We start from the raw sequence: 13,348 nt of genomic DNA, 5'->3' as shown, positions 1-13,348 counted from the left end.
TTAACTATAGCTTGGAGTACGGCACAAACTGCATGTAGCGATTCAGGATGTAGATCTTGGATGGAGATTCTGGGGCAGTGAAACTGCGATTGGGATTGCTGGCAGTACTCAATCTCTTGTCGGGTGGGAGTTCCCAAAAGATGACTTTGCCTGCAACGCGCTGACCGTCCGTGCGAAACCAGCCGCGATCGCCCACTGCCTCGGAGTTCAGGTAGTAGGTCTTGCCTTTATAGACGATCTGGTTGGGCATCCCAATCGTACCGACCAGGCGCTGCTTCACTGTCGTTTGGTTGAGCGCGTAGGATAGAGCCTGCACCCACGTAGTAGCTAGCTCGTTTACCGAGGCAGCATTGTGAACTTGTGCATCGGCTTCCGTTACCTCTAGTAAGGGTTGCCCCTGTACCCGAATCGTCACCGATCTAAGTACGGGGCTGGGTGTTTGTGCTTTGGTGGGAAGTTTAGTTAGTGCAGGGAAAGTATCGACCGTCCAAACCTGGCTGGGATTCAGGTTTGCCACAATTTCGGCTAGTCGGCGGTTGAGTTGGTCGATGCGCGTATTAGACTGGGCATCGGGATATGCAAATATCAATGTGGGCTGCCCTCCAACTTGCCATGTCGTCCCTGCTGGCGCGGGAAATACTGGCAACGCTCCCAGAGATGTAACAATAGAAAAGCCAATCGTCGCTAAAAATTGTTGTAAAGCTTGCTTGAATTTATAGCTTCGCAATTTTATCTGCACTTTATATCCACCTGAGTGAGTTCTAATTGATGTTAGCAAAACGTATCTTGCCCTGTTTAGATGTCAAAGCCGGTCGAGTGGTCAAAGGGATCAACTTCGTCGATCTCAAAGACGCAGGCGATCCAGTCGAACTGGCTCAAGCTTACAATCAAGCCGGAGCCGACGAACTGGTTTTCCTTGACATTACAGCTACCCATGAAGACCGCAATATTATCCTGGATGTCGTATACCGCACGGCAGAACAAGTATTTATTCCGCTTACCGTTGGCGGTGGCATCAGGGATACGGCGACAATTCGCGACCTATTGCGGGCGGGAGCCGATAAAGTCAGTCTTAATTCCGCTGCCGTTCAAGATCCTACCCTGATCGATCGCAGTAGCGATCGCTTCGGCAACCAGTGCATTGTCGTAGCGATCGATGCCCGTCGGCGCAACGATCCTGCCCGACCAGGTTGGGACGTGTACGTGCGTGGCGGGCGCGAAAATACTGGAATTGATGCTCTGGAATGGGTTGAGGAAGTGGTAAAACGGGGTGCGGGCGAAATTTTACTCACCAGCATGGATGCGGACGGCACGCAGGCGGGCTACGATCTAGAACTAACGCGGCAAGTAGCAGAGCGGGTGGAAGTGCCAGTAATTGCCTCTGGAGGGGCAGGTAACTGCGAGCACATTCGGCAGGCCCTCACCGAGGGTAAAGCCGAAGCCGCTTTGCTGGCTTCGTTGCTGCATTACGGTCAACTCAGCATCGCCGAAATTAAGGATTACCTCTCCAACCATCAAATCCCTACACGGCAAATAAGGTCGTGAATCTCCTTGAAAATAGGAAATCATCACGACCTTCACGGGGTAGGAACAGAACCCCTGCCCCCACAACTATCGGTAAATTGTTTGTGGAAATTGCCTAACTCGCAATATATTCTTGCATTCTAGCTCTGCGCTTGCGGAGACTGTCCATAGCTTGCCGTTCTAGCTGGCGTACTTGCTCGCGGCTTAGATCCATGTGCTTGCTGATACTTGCCAGCGACATTTCTTGTCCGTTTTCCAGACCATAACGCATCACCATTACCTGCCGTTGCTTGGGTGGCAACTCAGATAGTAAATTGGCGATATCATCGCGCAGAGACTCATTCAAAGTAAAGTGCTCCGGCGAATGACCCTGATCTTCTAAGAGGTCGGCTAACTCAGTATCCTGGTTATCGCCAATGCGCAGATCTAACGAGACGGGCTGTCGGGATAAAGATAGACATTCTCGTACCTGCTCGGTTTTAATATCGAGGGCTTCGGCTACCTCTGCTGCTGTAGCTACCCTGCCTAGCGATTGCGCTAATTGGCGTTGGGCTTTTTTAATCTTGTTTAACTTCTCTGTAATATGTACTGGCAATCTGATCGTACGAGCTTGTTGAGCGATCGCTCTGGTAATTGCCTGACGAATCCACCAGTAAGCATAAGTAGAGAACTTAAACCCTTTGGTCGGATCGAATTTATCTACAGCCCGCTCTAAGCCTAGAGTGCCTTCCTGTACCAGGTCTAGCAACTCAAGATTGCGCTTTTGGTATTTCTTCGCTACTGACACTACCAGGCGCAAGTTTGCCTCAATCATTTTGCGCTTTGCTCTAGTTCCTTGCCTGATCGCTTCATCTAATGCAGCAGGAGTCATGCTAGCAGCGTCTGACCATTCCTGCTTATTTGGCAGGCGATCGTGTTTTTCCGAGAAATTTTCCTGGATTTCGACTAGATCCATTAATTGTTTAACCTGTTTGCCAAAGATAATTTCCTCCTCACTGGTTAGCAAAGGAATCCTGCCAATTTCATGCAAATAGGTACGCACCATATCTGCCGATATGCTTGCGTGCTTACCAGGTTGTCTAACAGTAGTCTTGCCGGTCGTGTGGGTCGTTTGCTTAGACATAATTTTGACTCTTGACTGAGGTCCCGATCTGTCGATCTCTAAATATCCAGAAGGCTGGAAGCAGTACCAAACTTTTTGCTTTTTAGGCTTATCTTTTAGAAATTAAGATTAAGTTTTGTAAACCAAACAATTGAATTTGTTAATCGACATACACTAATCATTTAAGATGAAGGATTGGCTTTTTGCGAACATTCTTGCTGGATTAAATATTATTACAGATTTATTCAAAAAGTTAAAGTAGAAATCTTCATGATATTGATGAGCTGATTTAGATACATTCTCTGAGTATTTCAACTTAGACTTGTTGCCTGTAAGGAATATTTAAGAGTAGTAGCAGAATATCCTTTCCGATCGCTCCTGCAAGTGACACAGCTCACACTCTTATGTTGCCCAAAAAACTATATTTATGACATCATCCAAACGGTTATAAATACATAGATGCAGCACAAGATTTAAGGATTCTGGCTGCTCCAACTGAACTAAACCGTAGCGATCTGGTGTCGTCATATATGTGAGTTTGACGATACCTACGGTCGAAGCCAAACAGGTTTCTCCGATCTTGCCCCCGCCGGACTACGCCTTTTGGTCAGCAGAGGATGGTACGAGCTTTAGCTGGCGTGGAGCCGCTCATAGCCAATGAAATTCAATAGTTGAAGTGCTGGGAACCCATCTGCACGCTATTTCGACACCCTCTTAGTAACCCAATAAATAACTGTAAACGCGCAAATACAATGTAGATATACAAGGTACAGTTATGTTCGCACTTAGATATTCACTGCAAACTCGCTCAGCGATCGCCATAGCTACTGCTTGCCTAACAGCGACAATGGCATTAGTAACTAACGATATGGCACTTGCCCAAAATCGCCGCAGTAAATACGGCCTGGGTTCTCTACCAGAATCTGGTAAGACTAGTGGAGGTACTCGTCCTGTTCATGGGGAATTACCTAAGATAATATTTCTTGCACCTGATGATGGAGCACTTACACTCTCTGCACAACCCACTTTTTACTGGTTCATTGCTTCAATCCCCAGAGATACAGCAATTACCAATACTTCGTTCTCCAGTAATTCTGCGATAGAAGCTATTACTTTCGATCAAGAATTCATGCTGCGCAAAGATCCGCACAAAACGCCCATCAAAGGTGTAGGTGCAGCTAAGACTATCTTCAATGCAAGTGCAACTTCTACAAAAACGGGACTGTATAGGTATACCTTACCTATAACAGCCCCTGAACTAGAGTTTGGTAAAGATCGGGGATGGAGAATTCAAGTACCACCCGATCTCGTTCAGCTCCCTGATGTGGTAGTTCGGATGGAAAATAAGCCTGCGGCGATCGCCGAGCTGAGCAAGGCAAAAACAGATTTAGAAAAAGCCAGAATCTACGAACGCTACGGTTACTGGTATGATGCATTTGATGCATATACCAAATGGTTAGAGGTCAATCCTCATGACAAAGTAGCTCGACGCGAGCGAGCCAATATGATAGAGGTAGGGTTAAAAGATAATCGCGATTTTCGCGGTGACGGGCAGCCCAATCTCAAGCTCTTAAGCGAACTACAAGCTAAGATTGACGCTTCGGTAGCAACGGATCTTGCACCCCATACCGTAGAAAACAGACCCTAACCCCCAAGTATGAATTTTTAAGACTTTCGAGGCAATTTCTATGTCGGACAAATCGGATAACTTCTTTGGTGGATTTATCTTAGGCGCGATCGCTGGTGGCGTAGTGGGCGCGCTGATTGCCTCAAAGCTGAGCGACCCTAAATATAAAGAGATCGGTCAGCTTGAAGATGACGAAGATATAGATGATGACGAAAACAGCTTGCTGGATGAAGAACCCATCGATCGCGCTAAGCGAGGTCTAGAGCAGAAAATCGCCCAGTTAAATGCCGCGATCGATGCCGTTAGTAACGAGCTATCGATTTCAACTGGTAATGGCAGAAAAAAATCCTTGGTGAATAATTCCAACACTGAAGTAGACAACGACGATTAAAGGTTTTAGGTTAGCCTCAAGATTTTGTAAAATCTATAAAGTAGGCAGAGTTTAAGCTAAACGCAAAATTAGTATTACCAAAGGTTGAATTATGGAAATAATTATCCTGCGCACAGTTTTATCATTCATAAGCATATATTTGCTACTGTTGTTCATCCGCGTTATTTTGACCTGGTTTCCCAATATTAATTGGTACAATCAACCGTTTGCCGCACTCAGCCAGGTTACCGATCCCTACCTCAACCTGTTTCGGTCGCTGATTCCACCGATGGGCGGCATAGACTTTTCACCTATGCTCGGGTTCCTCGTCCTTACCATCCTGCAAAGGGCGATCGCCAGTGTTATTGCCCCCAGTCTGGGCGGATCTTTTCTCTAGGATTTAAGTTTTAATGAATAATTTGTTGGATTTGAGTGGCAAAACCGCTTTAGTGACAGGTATTGCCAATAATCGCTCGATCGCTTGGGGTATTGCCCAACAGTTACATGCCGCAGGTGCAAAACTCGCGATTACCTACCTACCCGACGATCGCGATCGTAACAAGGGCAAAGTAGCTGAGCTAGTAGAACCGTTGTCTCCAGCTTTATTTCTGCCCTGCGACGTGCAAAACGACGCTCAGGTGGATGAAATGTTTGCTGCTATCGGGCAATCGTTTGAAAAGTTAGATATTCTGATTCACTGCCTAGCGTTTGCCAATAAAGAAGATCTCTCCGGCGAATTTACCGCTATTTCCCGTGAAGGCTTTAGATTGGCGCTGGATGTCAGTGCTTACTCGTTAATTCAACTTTGTCGTGGTGCCAAGCCTTTGATGACAGCAGGCGGCAGTGTCATTACCCTCACCTATATTGGCGGTGTGAAAGTGGTACCCAATTACAATGTCATGGGCATTGCTAAATCAGCACTGGAGATGAACGTGCGCTACCTCGCCGCCGATCTCGGCCCCTCAAATATTCGTGTCAATGGCATATCCGCCGGACCAATTCGGACGCTTGCTTCTGCGGCGATCGGCGATATTCACAAAATGCTGCACCACGTTGAGGAAGTATCGCCACTCCGCCGCTTGGTCAGCCAAACTGAAGTGGGCAATGTGGCAGCATTTCTTGCCAGCGATCTCTCTAGCGCCATTACGGGTCAGATTCTCTACGCGGACTGCGGCTACGAGATTATGGGAGCCTAAGAGCTTTCAGCAGGTAATTTTATTAACAGAAAGAGAAAGCGATCGCCATTTAAAACGGCGATCGCTTTCGAGCGAAAACTAGCTTGCTATAGCTATAGTTGTTGACCCGATCTTTTATCTGACTGCTGCTGGTACGATTGCCAGTTCGGGATCGAGGATTGGTGCCGATCGCCAGCCTTTGGCATAAATTTGCGGGTTTGTTTGCGCAATTTGAGCGTACGACTGACGCACTTGTGCGTTCACAGCTACCGTTTTTGCGTCATATACTTGCATTGCCAGTTTGGGGTAAAGACCAATACAAATAATCGGCACCAGGAAGGAAGCAGCGATGAACAATTCCCTCGGTTTGGCATCCTGATAGACTGCTTCGGTGGGGAGGACACAACTCGTGCCAAAGCAAACCGCTTCTTGATCTCCCTGACTCTTTAGTTCCAGATCCGATAGGTCGCATACAGGTGCCACATCACATGTAGGTAAGGAGCCGGAGTTGTAAAAAATCTGACGCAGCATGGACAGCAGATAGATGGGTGTCAAAATCAACCCGATCGCCGACAAAAAGACTGTAGCCGTCCGGAACGGAGAGCTGTAGATGTCGCTGGTGGTTACGCCCAAAAAGACAGAAAGCTCGCCAGCAAAGCCGCTCATGCCAGGTAGGGCTAACGATGCCATCGCGCCAATCGTGAATAGGGCGAATACTTTAGGCATAGAATGACCGAGACTGCCCATCTCCTTCATGGACATCGTATGCGTGCGATCGTAGGTGATACCGGCCAGGAAGAACAATACCGAAGCAATCAAGCCGTGGGAGATCATCTGGAGCATCGCGCCATTGATACCCAAATCGGTGAAAGAGGCAATGCCGATTAACACAAATCCCATGTGGGAAACCGATGAGTAGGCTAGACGGCGCTTTAAATTGGATTGCGCAAACGAGGTAAATCCACCGTAGACAACGTTAATTACGCCCAACATTACTAAAACTGGGGCAAAGTAAACATGTGCGTCTGGTAGAAGTTCTAGATTCAGGCGAATTAAGCCATAACCGCCCATCTTCAGCAGTACGCCTGCCAAAATCATCGATACAGGGGAAGAAGCCTCACCGTGCGCGTCGGGCAACCAGGTATGTAGCGGGAAAATAGCTAACTTCAAACCAAACGCAACTAGTAAACCCGCGTATAGGAATAGTTCTAAGGCTAGCGGGTAATCCTTTAAGCCCAGTTCCACCATATCAAAGGTCATGTTGCCGCCGCCATAAAAAGCCATGGCTAGAGCAGCTACCAGGATAAATATGGAAGCAGCAGCGGTGTAGAGTAAAAATTTCGTAGCTGCATATTGGCGCTTTTGCCCGCCCCAAATGGAGACAAGCAGGTAAACCGGGATTAACTCTAACTCCCACACAATAAATAGGAGCATTAGATCCTGCGCTACGAAAACTCCGATCTGGGCTGAATACAGCACCAGCATCAAAAAATAAAAAAGGCGAGGCTTAAGGTTAACTTGCCACGCCGAATAGATTGAAAGTGTCGTCACAAATCCCGCGAGGAGTACGAGGGGGACGGAGATGCCATCAACTGAAACCGCCCAGCTGAGACCTAACTGAGGCACCCAGGCATATTTCTCTGCGAGTTGAAAAGTCGCACTGTTGGCATCGTAGTGTTTCCAGAAGGCGTAGCACATTAAGACAAAGTCAGCGATCGCTACACCCATGGCATACCAGCGTACTCGCGTGCCATTTTTATCAGGCAACACGGGAATCGCTAACGAAGCAACCAGTGGGAACAAAACAATCGCGGTAAGCCAGGGAAATTGTTCGGCTGTCATGAGAAAAAATACTTAGTAAATGTATTTCGATGTATTTCATTTTACTAACATTTATTAAGGTTATTAAGGAAATATAAAGATAACTGAATAAAATTTGTTCGTGGGTATGACAAGAAAAATATCTATGGTTTTTGAATTTTTCATAGATTAATCAAGGGTTAAAAATCGCGAACTGTCGATCGCGAGAGCATTTTGATGCTTTATCAATGCCATCCCAAAATATTGGGGTAGGCATACAGCACTACCCCGAGAAAAGTATTGAAGGACTTATGAATGGGTGAATAAGCCCTGCTATCGTGCGTTACGCTGCCGCTAACTGCACCCTACCGCGAGCTATTACTGGACTAAGGCAATCTGGCTTGCCTGTATCGTTCTTCTGCTGCTTGATACAGCCCCTTAATACGACGAGTAACCTGGTTGAATTCTAATTGCTCGCCGCTCGGCCCTTTAGCATAAATTAGCCCCCAGCCGTAGAAATCGCCAAAGTCTTCACCCGATACATCGGGATCGTGCCAGAACTTATAGGAATTGTATTTAAGCTCGGTCTTCTTGCGTTCTTCCTCAGAATTGACGTGGACGATACGATTGCAACGCACCTTATGCATGCCGCGCTTGTGGCTTTCCTCCTCCAGTTTCACGGCAAATTCGCTGAGATCGATGTCATCTCTGACAAAGAAAGAGAGGTGACTGGAAATTACATAGGCCGTACTGGTAGGATGGCTGGGCGCAAAGGGTCTCGACTCTTGAGGCTTGGCTTTAGCATCTCGATAGTAAATTAGCTCTAAGCAAACATTGCCAAATGTAATGAACTTAACGTCGAGTGCTTCTTCCTGTCCAGTTCTGAGGTTAGGCACGCCAATAGTCTTGGGGTGAAATCCCTTTTCCATTGCCTCTAAATCTTCGATTTGAAACAGGTTATGGTGGAGTGCCTCACCTGCAAACCCCTCACCCCCAACAGCAATCTCTCCTCCTAGAAGATCCACGTAAAACTCAAGAGATTGCTCCATGTTGTCCACTGTAATACCGACGTGATGAATGCCTTTCAACATCCGTGCGATCTCAGTCAGTTCTCTCTTCCCTTCACCGTTTGCCATATTTCCTCGTGAAATTGTTCGCAAATGTTCTCAGCATTATATTAGTTTTTCTGTCACGCAATTTGGACGACAATGCCACATTTGCATTAATTATCTATAAAGATTAAATCGCTAACCAGTCAAATTTGTGAATAAATCCTGGCGATCGCGATGAATCAACATCTTCAGGAGATATTCCAGCTTATTTACTCTGATTGTCTAAAGATTTTCTTAAGAAGCTAGGCTATATGGGGAGGTTTAGAATGACAATAGGCATGTGCGATCGCAACCGCAATCTCAATCGCATTACAACATTATTAAATAATGTATTACTTTAAGGAGAAATGAGGCTATGGCAGGGGAAACATGGGAGTGGCCGCATACTAAAAAGTGGCCCAAGTTTTCGGGAGAAAAGGTAGATATTATCAAAAAGATGTTTCTGGCCGGGGAAGCAATGAATGTTAATAACTTCATTAAGTTTTATACCGATGATTGTTATTATCAGTTTGGCAACTTCCCACCTGCTCGTACTCCTCAGGAAATTGCCGATTCATCGTCGGGGTTTCTCGAAAAATGTGAAGGATTGCACCACAGCATTAAAAACATTTGGGAAGCCAGCGACGGCACGATGATCTGCGAAATGGAAGTTACCTACGTCGGTCATGACGGTAGAGTACATACCTTGCCCTGTTGCGACACCATCAAATTCGAAGGTGATAAGGTCAAAGAATTGCGGATATACATGGATATCAATCCCCTATTTAGTTAATTGAGTTGATTTTGCTAATCTCTGAGCGAGTCTTTGCAGAGATTTACAAAGAAGAAAAAAAAACTACACGATTAATAATTTTCAGAGGCAGTCATGTCAAAAATTGATATTGTCAAACATCTAATCGGGCTGTTTGAAGTAATGAATGTGGATGAGTTTTTAACTTATCTAACTGATGATGCCGAATATCGGTTTGGCAACTACCCAGCCGCAGTTGGTAAAGCCGCAGTTGAGGCTACAATTAAAGCTAGCCATCTCGACCATATTAAGGGCATTGCTTTTGGTATTAAAAATATCTGGGAAATAGACGATGCAGTGGTCTGCGAGTTGGAAATCACCTATACTCGCCTTGATGATTCCACTCTGGTATTACCTTGTTTAGATGTATTCCGCATGACGGGTGATAAAGTGCGAGCAATGCTTGTTTACATGGATGCTTCACCCTTGTTCGCCGCATAACCTCTACATCCGTAGAGCTATCATTTGTAGAAAATTTGTAGAAGATCGCAAACCTGAAAAAATTTTATGTCAACAACTAATATCGATTTAGTTAACCGCGCATATGCCGCAGTGGAAGTCAATAACGTGGATGAGTACGTTTCATACTTTACCGATGATGCCATCTATAAGGTGGGCAACTTCGATCCAGTAATTGGGCCTGAAGGTATTCGCGCTCTGGCAACACCTTTAGTGGATATGTTTGATTCCGTTACCCATGATGTTCTGAATATATGGGAATTTGGCGATACGGTTGTGTGCGAGATGAATGTTACTTACAACCGCAAGGATGGAAAAGTTGCTACGCTGCCCTGCGTTGACGTGATTCATTTTGCCAATGGCAAGGTGCGCGAGTTGAAGGCTTATATCGATACTACTCCTGCTTTTACATAATTTAAGGAATCATCATGTCCGAGCCAGCACCCACAAATGCAGATACTGTCAGGCGGTTTCTCACAGAAGTCAGATCGCCTGATGATTTTGCGGCTTTCTTTGCCGAAGATGCCTTCTACCGATTTGGTAACTTCCCACCCATACATGGTAGATCGGCAATTAGAGAATCATCGATTGGCTTTCGATCGCGAGTGAAATCCGTAAGGCACGACATCAAAAATCTTTGGGAGACTGGAGATAATGTTATATGCCAAATGGAAGTAATCTACACGCGGCTGGATGACAAGGTAGTTACCGTACCCTGCTCCGAAGTAATTCGCTTTAAGGACGGACTATTTCAAGAAATGAGGATTTACATTGATATGGGTCCCGTGTTCGCAAGTTAAAGCCCTCCTGGACACCAGGTGTAGCTTTTTCCAGATCGAGATCGCAAATTTACATATCTGGGCATTCTAGTTATGAGAGCGAACGAAGGGAAAAACTTGCATGCTTGGGAAGAGAATTCCAGGGGGGTACCAACTCATTGCCGAGCTTGGCAGTCAGGGTAATTATATCCAGACTAGTCGAGCAAAATATGCCAAGGCTGAAGTGGTTGTCAAGCTTCACTCTACTTTCGTGCAAGGAGAACGCGATCTCTGGACGGGTAGCGATTTGCGCGATCGCGTCGATCGGCTTTGTCCCTATTTTGACTCCCTAGTAGCAATGCCTCCTACTCCTGGTGTGGCTCCCTGGTTGCGGTATCATAACCTGCATCGCCAGCGCTGCTTTATTATATGTCGCAGGTATTACCCTGAAAGAGCGATCGATCGCTTCCGACCCGAGCAGGAAGTACCCGATCCCCTTCCCGGTCTCGATTTGGTAACGGCATTTCAATCCCTAGCTAGCGGTTTAGACTATCTGAGCGATCGCCTGGGTGGACACTACTATCCCGCGATTACGCCAAACAATATATTCATGGATGGCGAACAAGCAGTCCTCGCAGACTACGGACTGGAAGAACTGCACGACATCATCGAACAAAGCTACGACGGCCCCCGGCCAGTTCGCGTGAGTCCCTATGACTGGTTAAAATTTGGGAGTGGAAGAGTAGAAACGGTTCTGTCCTGGCTGGCAGCGGTATATTTCCACGTTCGGACGGGGCATCCCCTCCTGACGAGTCGCGGCTGGGAAGCAAAAAATCGCCTCGAACAGCAGCAAGAAATAGCCGAAAACTATGTCAAGCTTAGGGATGGAGAGATCGATCTGAGCGAATTGTCCAATCCTGGAGAACGCGCCGCGATCGCGCAAGCCCTGGGGCTGAACCCCGACCGCCAATTTTCCTCGTGCCTCGAATTTGCGATCGGTCCGCTCGGGATCGCAGCCCTCCGGTAGTCCAGGGACGACTAAATTTAGCCCGTTCTACCCATCACCAACCAAGTTGTACAGTTGGACAAAGCGGATGAGTGAGCCAAAGTTTGTTATCGAGACCTGCTGATTCTTCATCCATTTCGAGGTATCTCGATCTTAACTCCAACAGACTTTCTAACATGTACTTAGCAAGGATCTAGAAAATAAATTTAAAACTTCTGCTTTTTAACAGCATAGCTTTCCAACTTCAACTTAACTTATCAATATCGAGTCAATCTCATTGCGTAAACGTGAAATTATCGAGAAATACGCGATTTCCACAGTTGTCTCCGCCGACCTCACTGATACCAGCGATCGCTTACCAACGGGCACGCAAAACACCAACGTATTCGCTGCTGGCCTCTCCCAACCCGTACCTGGATTTAGCGCCCTACCCAACGTACCCGCCGAACTCGATGCGATCGTGCGTTCCTCAGCTAGCGATACTAAAGGGATTTTTAACGGTATCAAGTTATTGGATCGGGCATTTAACCGCAAGGCATTGCGCGACAATATTTCCGGTCATCGCATTTTGCATATCGCCACGCATGGCAAATTTGAACCCGGTAGCGCCGATGCTTCTTACTTGATGCTGGGTGATGGCAACAAATTGCCGATTCCAGAAATTCCAACGGCGCTGCAAGACCTCACCAAAGTCCATCTCGTCGTGTTATCCGCCTGCGAAACCGCCCTCGGTACAGCCACACAGGATGGTACGGAAATTGCCGGTATCAGCTACTACTTTCTCAATGGCGGCGCCAAAGCCGTGATCGCTTCCCTGTGGGCAGTGGATGATGCCAGTACGCGCTTGCTGATGGAAGAGTTTTACACCCAACTTGCTAAAAGTACGCCCCAAGCGCCGATAACTAAAGCCGCTGCCATACGTCAAGCCCAACTCAGCCTGCTCCATCGCAAATCCAAAGGCAGCAGTACCGATTTCTCATATCCCCACTATTGGGCACCATTCGTTCTAATTGGCAACGGATTTTAAATCTTCGCGAGGAAAGGGATAGAAGAGGCGATCGCGAGAGTAGGATAACGTTGCCCATCACCCGCCGCCAAAAATCTAAAGCATTCACAAATAATTTCTATGTGGTCGGTGTTTATGGGGAGACGAGCCTTCTAGCAAAGCGTAAAGCTACAGGTCTTCTCCCGACAGAAGCGGCTCAAACTCTGAATATGCTTGATAGTTACGAAAGTGTCTAGCATAAATTTCTGCCCCATCAGTATTAACGTCGTACAAAACCTGATTGACATCAACAACATGCTTTAGACTCCATGTTATTGAAACACCCGATTCATTTTTGAACGTGGATGTACGATCGTTAGCATATTGATGAGTTTTCTGTTTTGCTTCCTCTAGAGAACTAGCCTTTATAATCATGAAGCTTTCTTCAAAGAGCATTTTATATTGCGGTGATTCTGAGGATGACTCATAGATAAGCACAGCAACATAAATATTTTGACTTTGTTGGTCTGTCACTATAATTTCTCCTAGAAATTCTTATGAATGTATAGTCAAATTAAAAGTGACAAAGATCCCCATGGAAAGTATATCGGTCTAACTATAGGATAACTAAAGGTAGAGA

The 13,348-nt window shown here is 46.4% G+C and carries 17 protein-coding genes; 11 read left to right on the top strand and 6 right to left on the bottom strand.

Annotated elements, in window-relative coordinates; all coding sequences use genetic code 11:
• Positions 1 to 4 precede the first annotated feature (4 nt).
• On the bottom strand, positions 5 to 727 hold the full coding sequence (locus PSE6802_RS0110075; RefSeq protein WP_156815481.1) for a hypothetical protein: 723 nt from the start codon (positions 725 to 727) through the stop codon (positions 5 to 7).
• A gap of 41 nt (positions 728 to 768) precedes the next feature.
• Between PSE6802_RS0110075 and hisF the strand changes: the two genes are divergently transcribed.
• Positions 769 to 1,545, top strand: coding sequence for an imidazole glycerol phosphate synthase subunit HisF (gene hisF / locus PSE6802_RS0110070; RefSeq protein ID WP_026103210.1), 777 nt, complete (start codon positions 769 to 771; stop codon positions 1,543 to 1,545).
• A 94-nt stretch (positions 1,546 to 1,639) separates the two neighbouring features.
• On the opposite strand, the gene PSE6802_RS0110065 is transcribed toward hisF, so the two are convergent.
• On the bottom strand, positions 1,640 to 2,647 hold the full coding sequence (locus tag PSE6802_RS0110065) for an RNA polymerase sigma factor, RpoD/SigA family (RefSeq protein WP_026103209.1): 1,008 nt from the start codon (positions 2,645 to 2,647) through the stop codon (positions 1,640 to 1,642).
• Between the two features lie 381 nt (positions 2,648 to 3,028).
• Positions 3,029 to 3,190, bottom strand: a complete 162-nt coding sequence (locus PSE6802_RS34740) for a hypothetical protein (protein ID WP_225902664.1) — start codon at positions 3,188 to 3,190, stop codon at positions 3,029 to 3,031.
• Between the two features lie 211 nt (positions 3,191 to 3,401).
• On the opposite strand from PSE6802_RS34740, the gene PSE6802_RS0110060 reads away from it, so the two are divergent.
• The 4 genes from PSE6802_RS0110060 to fabI all read left to right on the top strand — a co-directional run bounded on the left by PSE6802_RS0110060 (position 3,402) and on the right by fabI (position 5,819).
• Positions 3,402 to 4,274 (top strand): DUF928 domain-containing protein, encoded by an 873-nt coding sequence (locus tag PSE6802_RS0110060; RefSeq protein ID WP_026103208.1) that lies wholly within the window; start codon positions 3,402 to 3,404, stop codon positions 4,272 to 4,274.
• A 40-nt stretch (positions 4,275 to 4,314) separates the two neighbouring features.
• Positions 4,315 to 4,644: a ssl2009 family thylakoid membrane protein gene (locus PSE6802_RS28480; protein WP_019499935.1), complete on the top strand. Its 330-nt coding sequence runs from the start codon at positions 4,315 to 4,317 to the stop codon at positions 4,642 to 4,644.
• Between the two features lie 91 nt (positions 4,645 to 4,735).
• Positions 4,736 to 5,020, top strand: coding sequence for a YggT family protein (locus PSE6802_RS0110050; RefSeq protein WP_019499934.1), 285 nt, complete (start codon positions 4,736 to 4,738; stop codon positions 5,018 to 5,020).
• Positions 5,021 to 5,042: 22 nt separating this feature from the next.
• Complete coding sequence (gene fabI, locus PSE6802_RS0110045) at positions 5,043 to 5,819, top strand: enoyl-ACP reductase FabI (RefSeq protein WP_026103207.1); 777 nt, start codon at positions 5,043 to 5,045, stop codon at positions 5,817 to 5,819.
• 114 nt (positions 5,820 to 5,933) lie between these two features.
• On the opposite strand, the gene PSE6802_RS0110040 is transcribed toward fabI, so the two are convergent.
• Positions 5,934 to 7,640, bottom strand: a complete 1,707-nt coding sequence (locus tag PSE6802_RS0110040; protein WP_019499932.1) for an NAD(P)H-quinone oxidoreductase subunit 4 — start codon at positions 7,638 to 7,640, stop codon at positions 5,934 to 5,936.
• 344 nt (positions 7,641 to 7,984) lie between these two features.
• Positions 7,985 to 8,734, bottom strand: coding sequence for a VOC family protein (locus PSE6802_RS28475; RefSeq protein WP_019499931.1), 750 nt, complete (start codon positions 8,732 to 8,734; stop codon positions 7,985 to 7,987).
• A gap of 331 nt (positions 8,735 to 9,065) precedes the next feature.
• On the opposite strand from PSE6802_RS28475, the gene PSE6802_RS0110030 reads away from it, so the two are divergent.
• From PSE6802_RS0110030 to PSE6802_RS0110005, 6 genes are all read left to right on the top strand, one after another.
• Positions 9,066 to 9,482: a nuclear transport factor 2 family protein gene (locus PSE6802_RS0110030; protein ID WP_019499930.1), complete on the top strand. Its 417-nt coding sequence runs from the start codon at positions 9,066 to 9,068 to the stop codon at positions 9,480 to 9,482.
• A gap of 93 nt (positions 9,483 to 9,575) precedes the next feature.
• Complete coding sequence (locus PSE6802_RS0110025; RefSeq protein WP_019499929.1) at positions 9,576 to 9,941, top strand: nuclear transport factor 2 family protein; 366 nt, start codon at positions 9,576 to 9,578, stop codon at positions 9,939 to 9,941.
• Between the two features lie 66 nt (positions 9,942 to 10,007).
• On the top strand, positions 10,008 to 10,373 hold the full coding sequence (locus PSE6802_RS0110020) for a nuclear transport factor 2 family protein (protein WP_019499928.1): 366 nt from the start codon (positions 10,008 to 10,010) through the stop codon (positions 10,371 to 10,373).
• A 14-nt stretch (positions 10,374 to 10,387) separates the two neighbouring features.
• Positions 10,388 to 10,759 carry a nuclear transport factor 2 family protein gene (locus PSE6802_RS0110015; protein WP_019499927.1) on the top strand — a complete coding sequence of 124 codons (372 nt, stop codon included), beginning with the start codon at positions 10,388 to 10,390 and terminating at the stop codon, positions 10,757 to 10,759.
• A gap of 100 nt (positions 10,760 to 10,859) precedes the next feature.
• Positions 10,860 to 11,744: a hypothetical protein gene (locus PSE6802_RS0110010; protein ID WP_019499926.1), complete on the top strand. Its 885-nt coding sequence runs from the start codon at positions 10,860 to 10,862 to the stop codon at positions 11,742 to 11,744.
• Positions 11,745 to 12,000: 256 nt separating this feature from the next.
• Positions 12,001 to 12,750: a CHAT domain-containing protein gene (locus PSE6802_RS0110005; protein ID WP_019499925.1), complete on the top strand. Its 750-nt coding sequence runs from the start codon at positions 12,001 to 12,003 to the stop codon at positions 12,748 to 12,750.
• A 147-nt stretch (positions 12,751 to 12,897) separates the two neighbouring features.
• Here the strand turns inward: PSE6802_RS0110005 and PSE6802_RS0110000 are convergent, their stop codons facing one another.
• On the bottom strand, positions 12,898 to 13,242 hold the full coding sequence (locus tag PSE6802_RS0110000; RefSeq protein ID WP_019499924.1) for a DUF4288 domain-containing protein: 345 nt from the start codon (positions 13,240 to 13,242) through the stop codon (positions 12,898 to 12,900).
• Positions 13,243 to 13,348 lie beyond the last annotated feature (106 nt).

Source organism: Pseudanabaena sp. PCC 6802 (assembly GCF_000332175.1).
In the GTDB taxonomy this organism is placed as follows: Bacteria; Cyanobacteriota; Cyanobacteriia; order Pseudanabaenales; family Pseudanabaenaceae; genus PCC-6802.
Note: the sequence above shows the minus strand (reverse complement) of the source record. Positions and strands in the feature narration are given on the sequence as shown.

Excerpts from the sequence above, each read along its gene's own strand:
- PSE6802_RS0110065 (WP_026103209.1), bottom strand. The coding sequence starts at position 2,647 with ATGTCTAAGCAAACGACCCACACGACCGGCAAGACTACTGTTAGACAA.
- PSE6802_RS28480 (WP_019499935.1), top strand. The coding sequence starts at position 4,315 with ATGTCGGACAAATCGGATAACTTCTTTGGTGGATTTATCTTAGGCGCG.
- hisF (WP_026103210.1), top strand. The coding sequence starts at position 769 with ATGTTAGCAAAACGTATCTTGCCCTGTTTAGATGTCAAAGCCGGTCGA.
- PSE6802_RS0110030 (WP_019499930.1), top strand. The coding sequence starts at position 9,066 with ATGGCAGGGGAAACATGGGAGTGGCCGCATACTAAAAAGTGGCCCAAG.
- PSE6802_RS0110015 (WP_019499927.1), top strand. The coding sequence starts at position 10,388 with ATGTCCGAGCCAGCACCCACAAATGCAGATACTGTCAGGCGGTTTCTC.
- PSE6802_RS0110050 (WP_019499934.1), top strand. The coding sequence starts at position 4,736 with ATGGAAATAATTATCCTGCGCACAGTTTTATCATTCATAAGCATATAT.
- PSE6802_RS0110025 (WP_019499929.1), top strand. The coding sequence starts at position 9,576 with ATGTCAAAAATTGATATTGTCAAACATCTAATCGGGCTGTTTGAAGTA.
- PSE6802_RS0110060 (WP_026103208.1), top strand. The coding sequence starts at position 3,402 with ATGTTCGCACTTAGATATTCACTGCAAACTCGCTCAGCGATCGCCATA.
- PSE6802_RS0110010 (WP_019499926.1), top strand. The coding sequence starts at position 10,860 with ATGCTTGGGAAGAGAATTCCAGGGGGGTACCAACTCATTGCCGAGCTT.
- PSE6802_RS0110020 (WP_019499928.1), top strand. The coding sequence starts at position 10,008 with ATGTCAACAACTAATATCGATTTAGTTAACCGCGCATATGCCGCAGTG.
- PSE6802_RS28475 (WP_019499931.1), bottom strand. The coding sequence starts at position 8,734 with ATGGCAAACGGTGAAGGGAAGAGAGAACTGACTGAGATCGCACGGATG.
- PSE6802_RS0110040 (WP_019499932.1), bottom strand. The coding sequence starts at position 7,640 with ATGACAGCCGAACAATTTCCCTGGCTTACCGCGATTGTTTTGTTCCCA.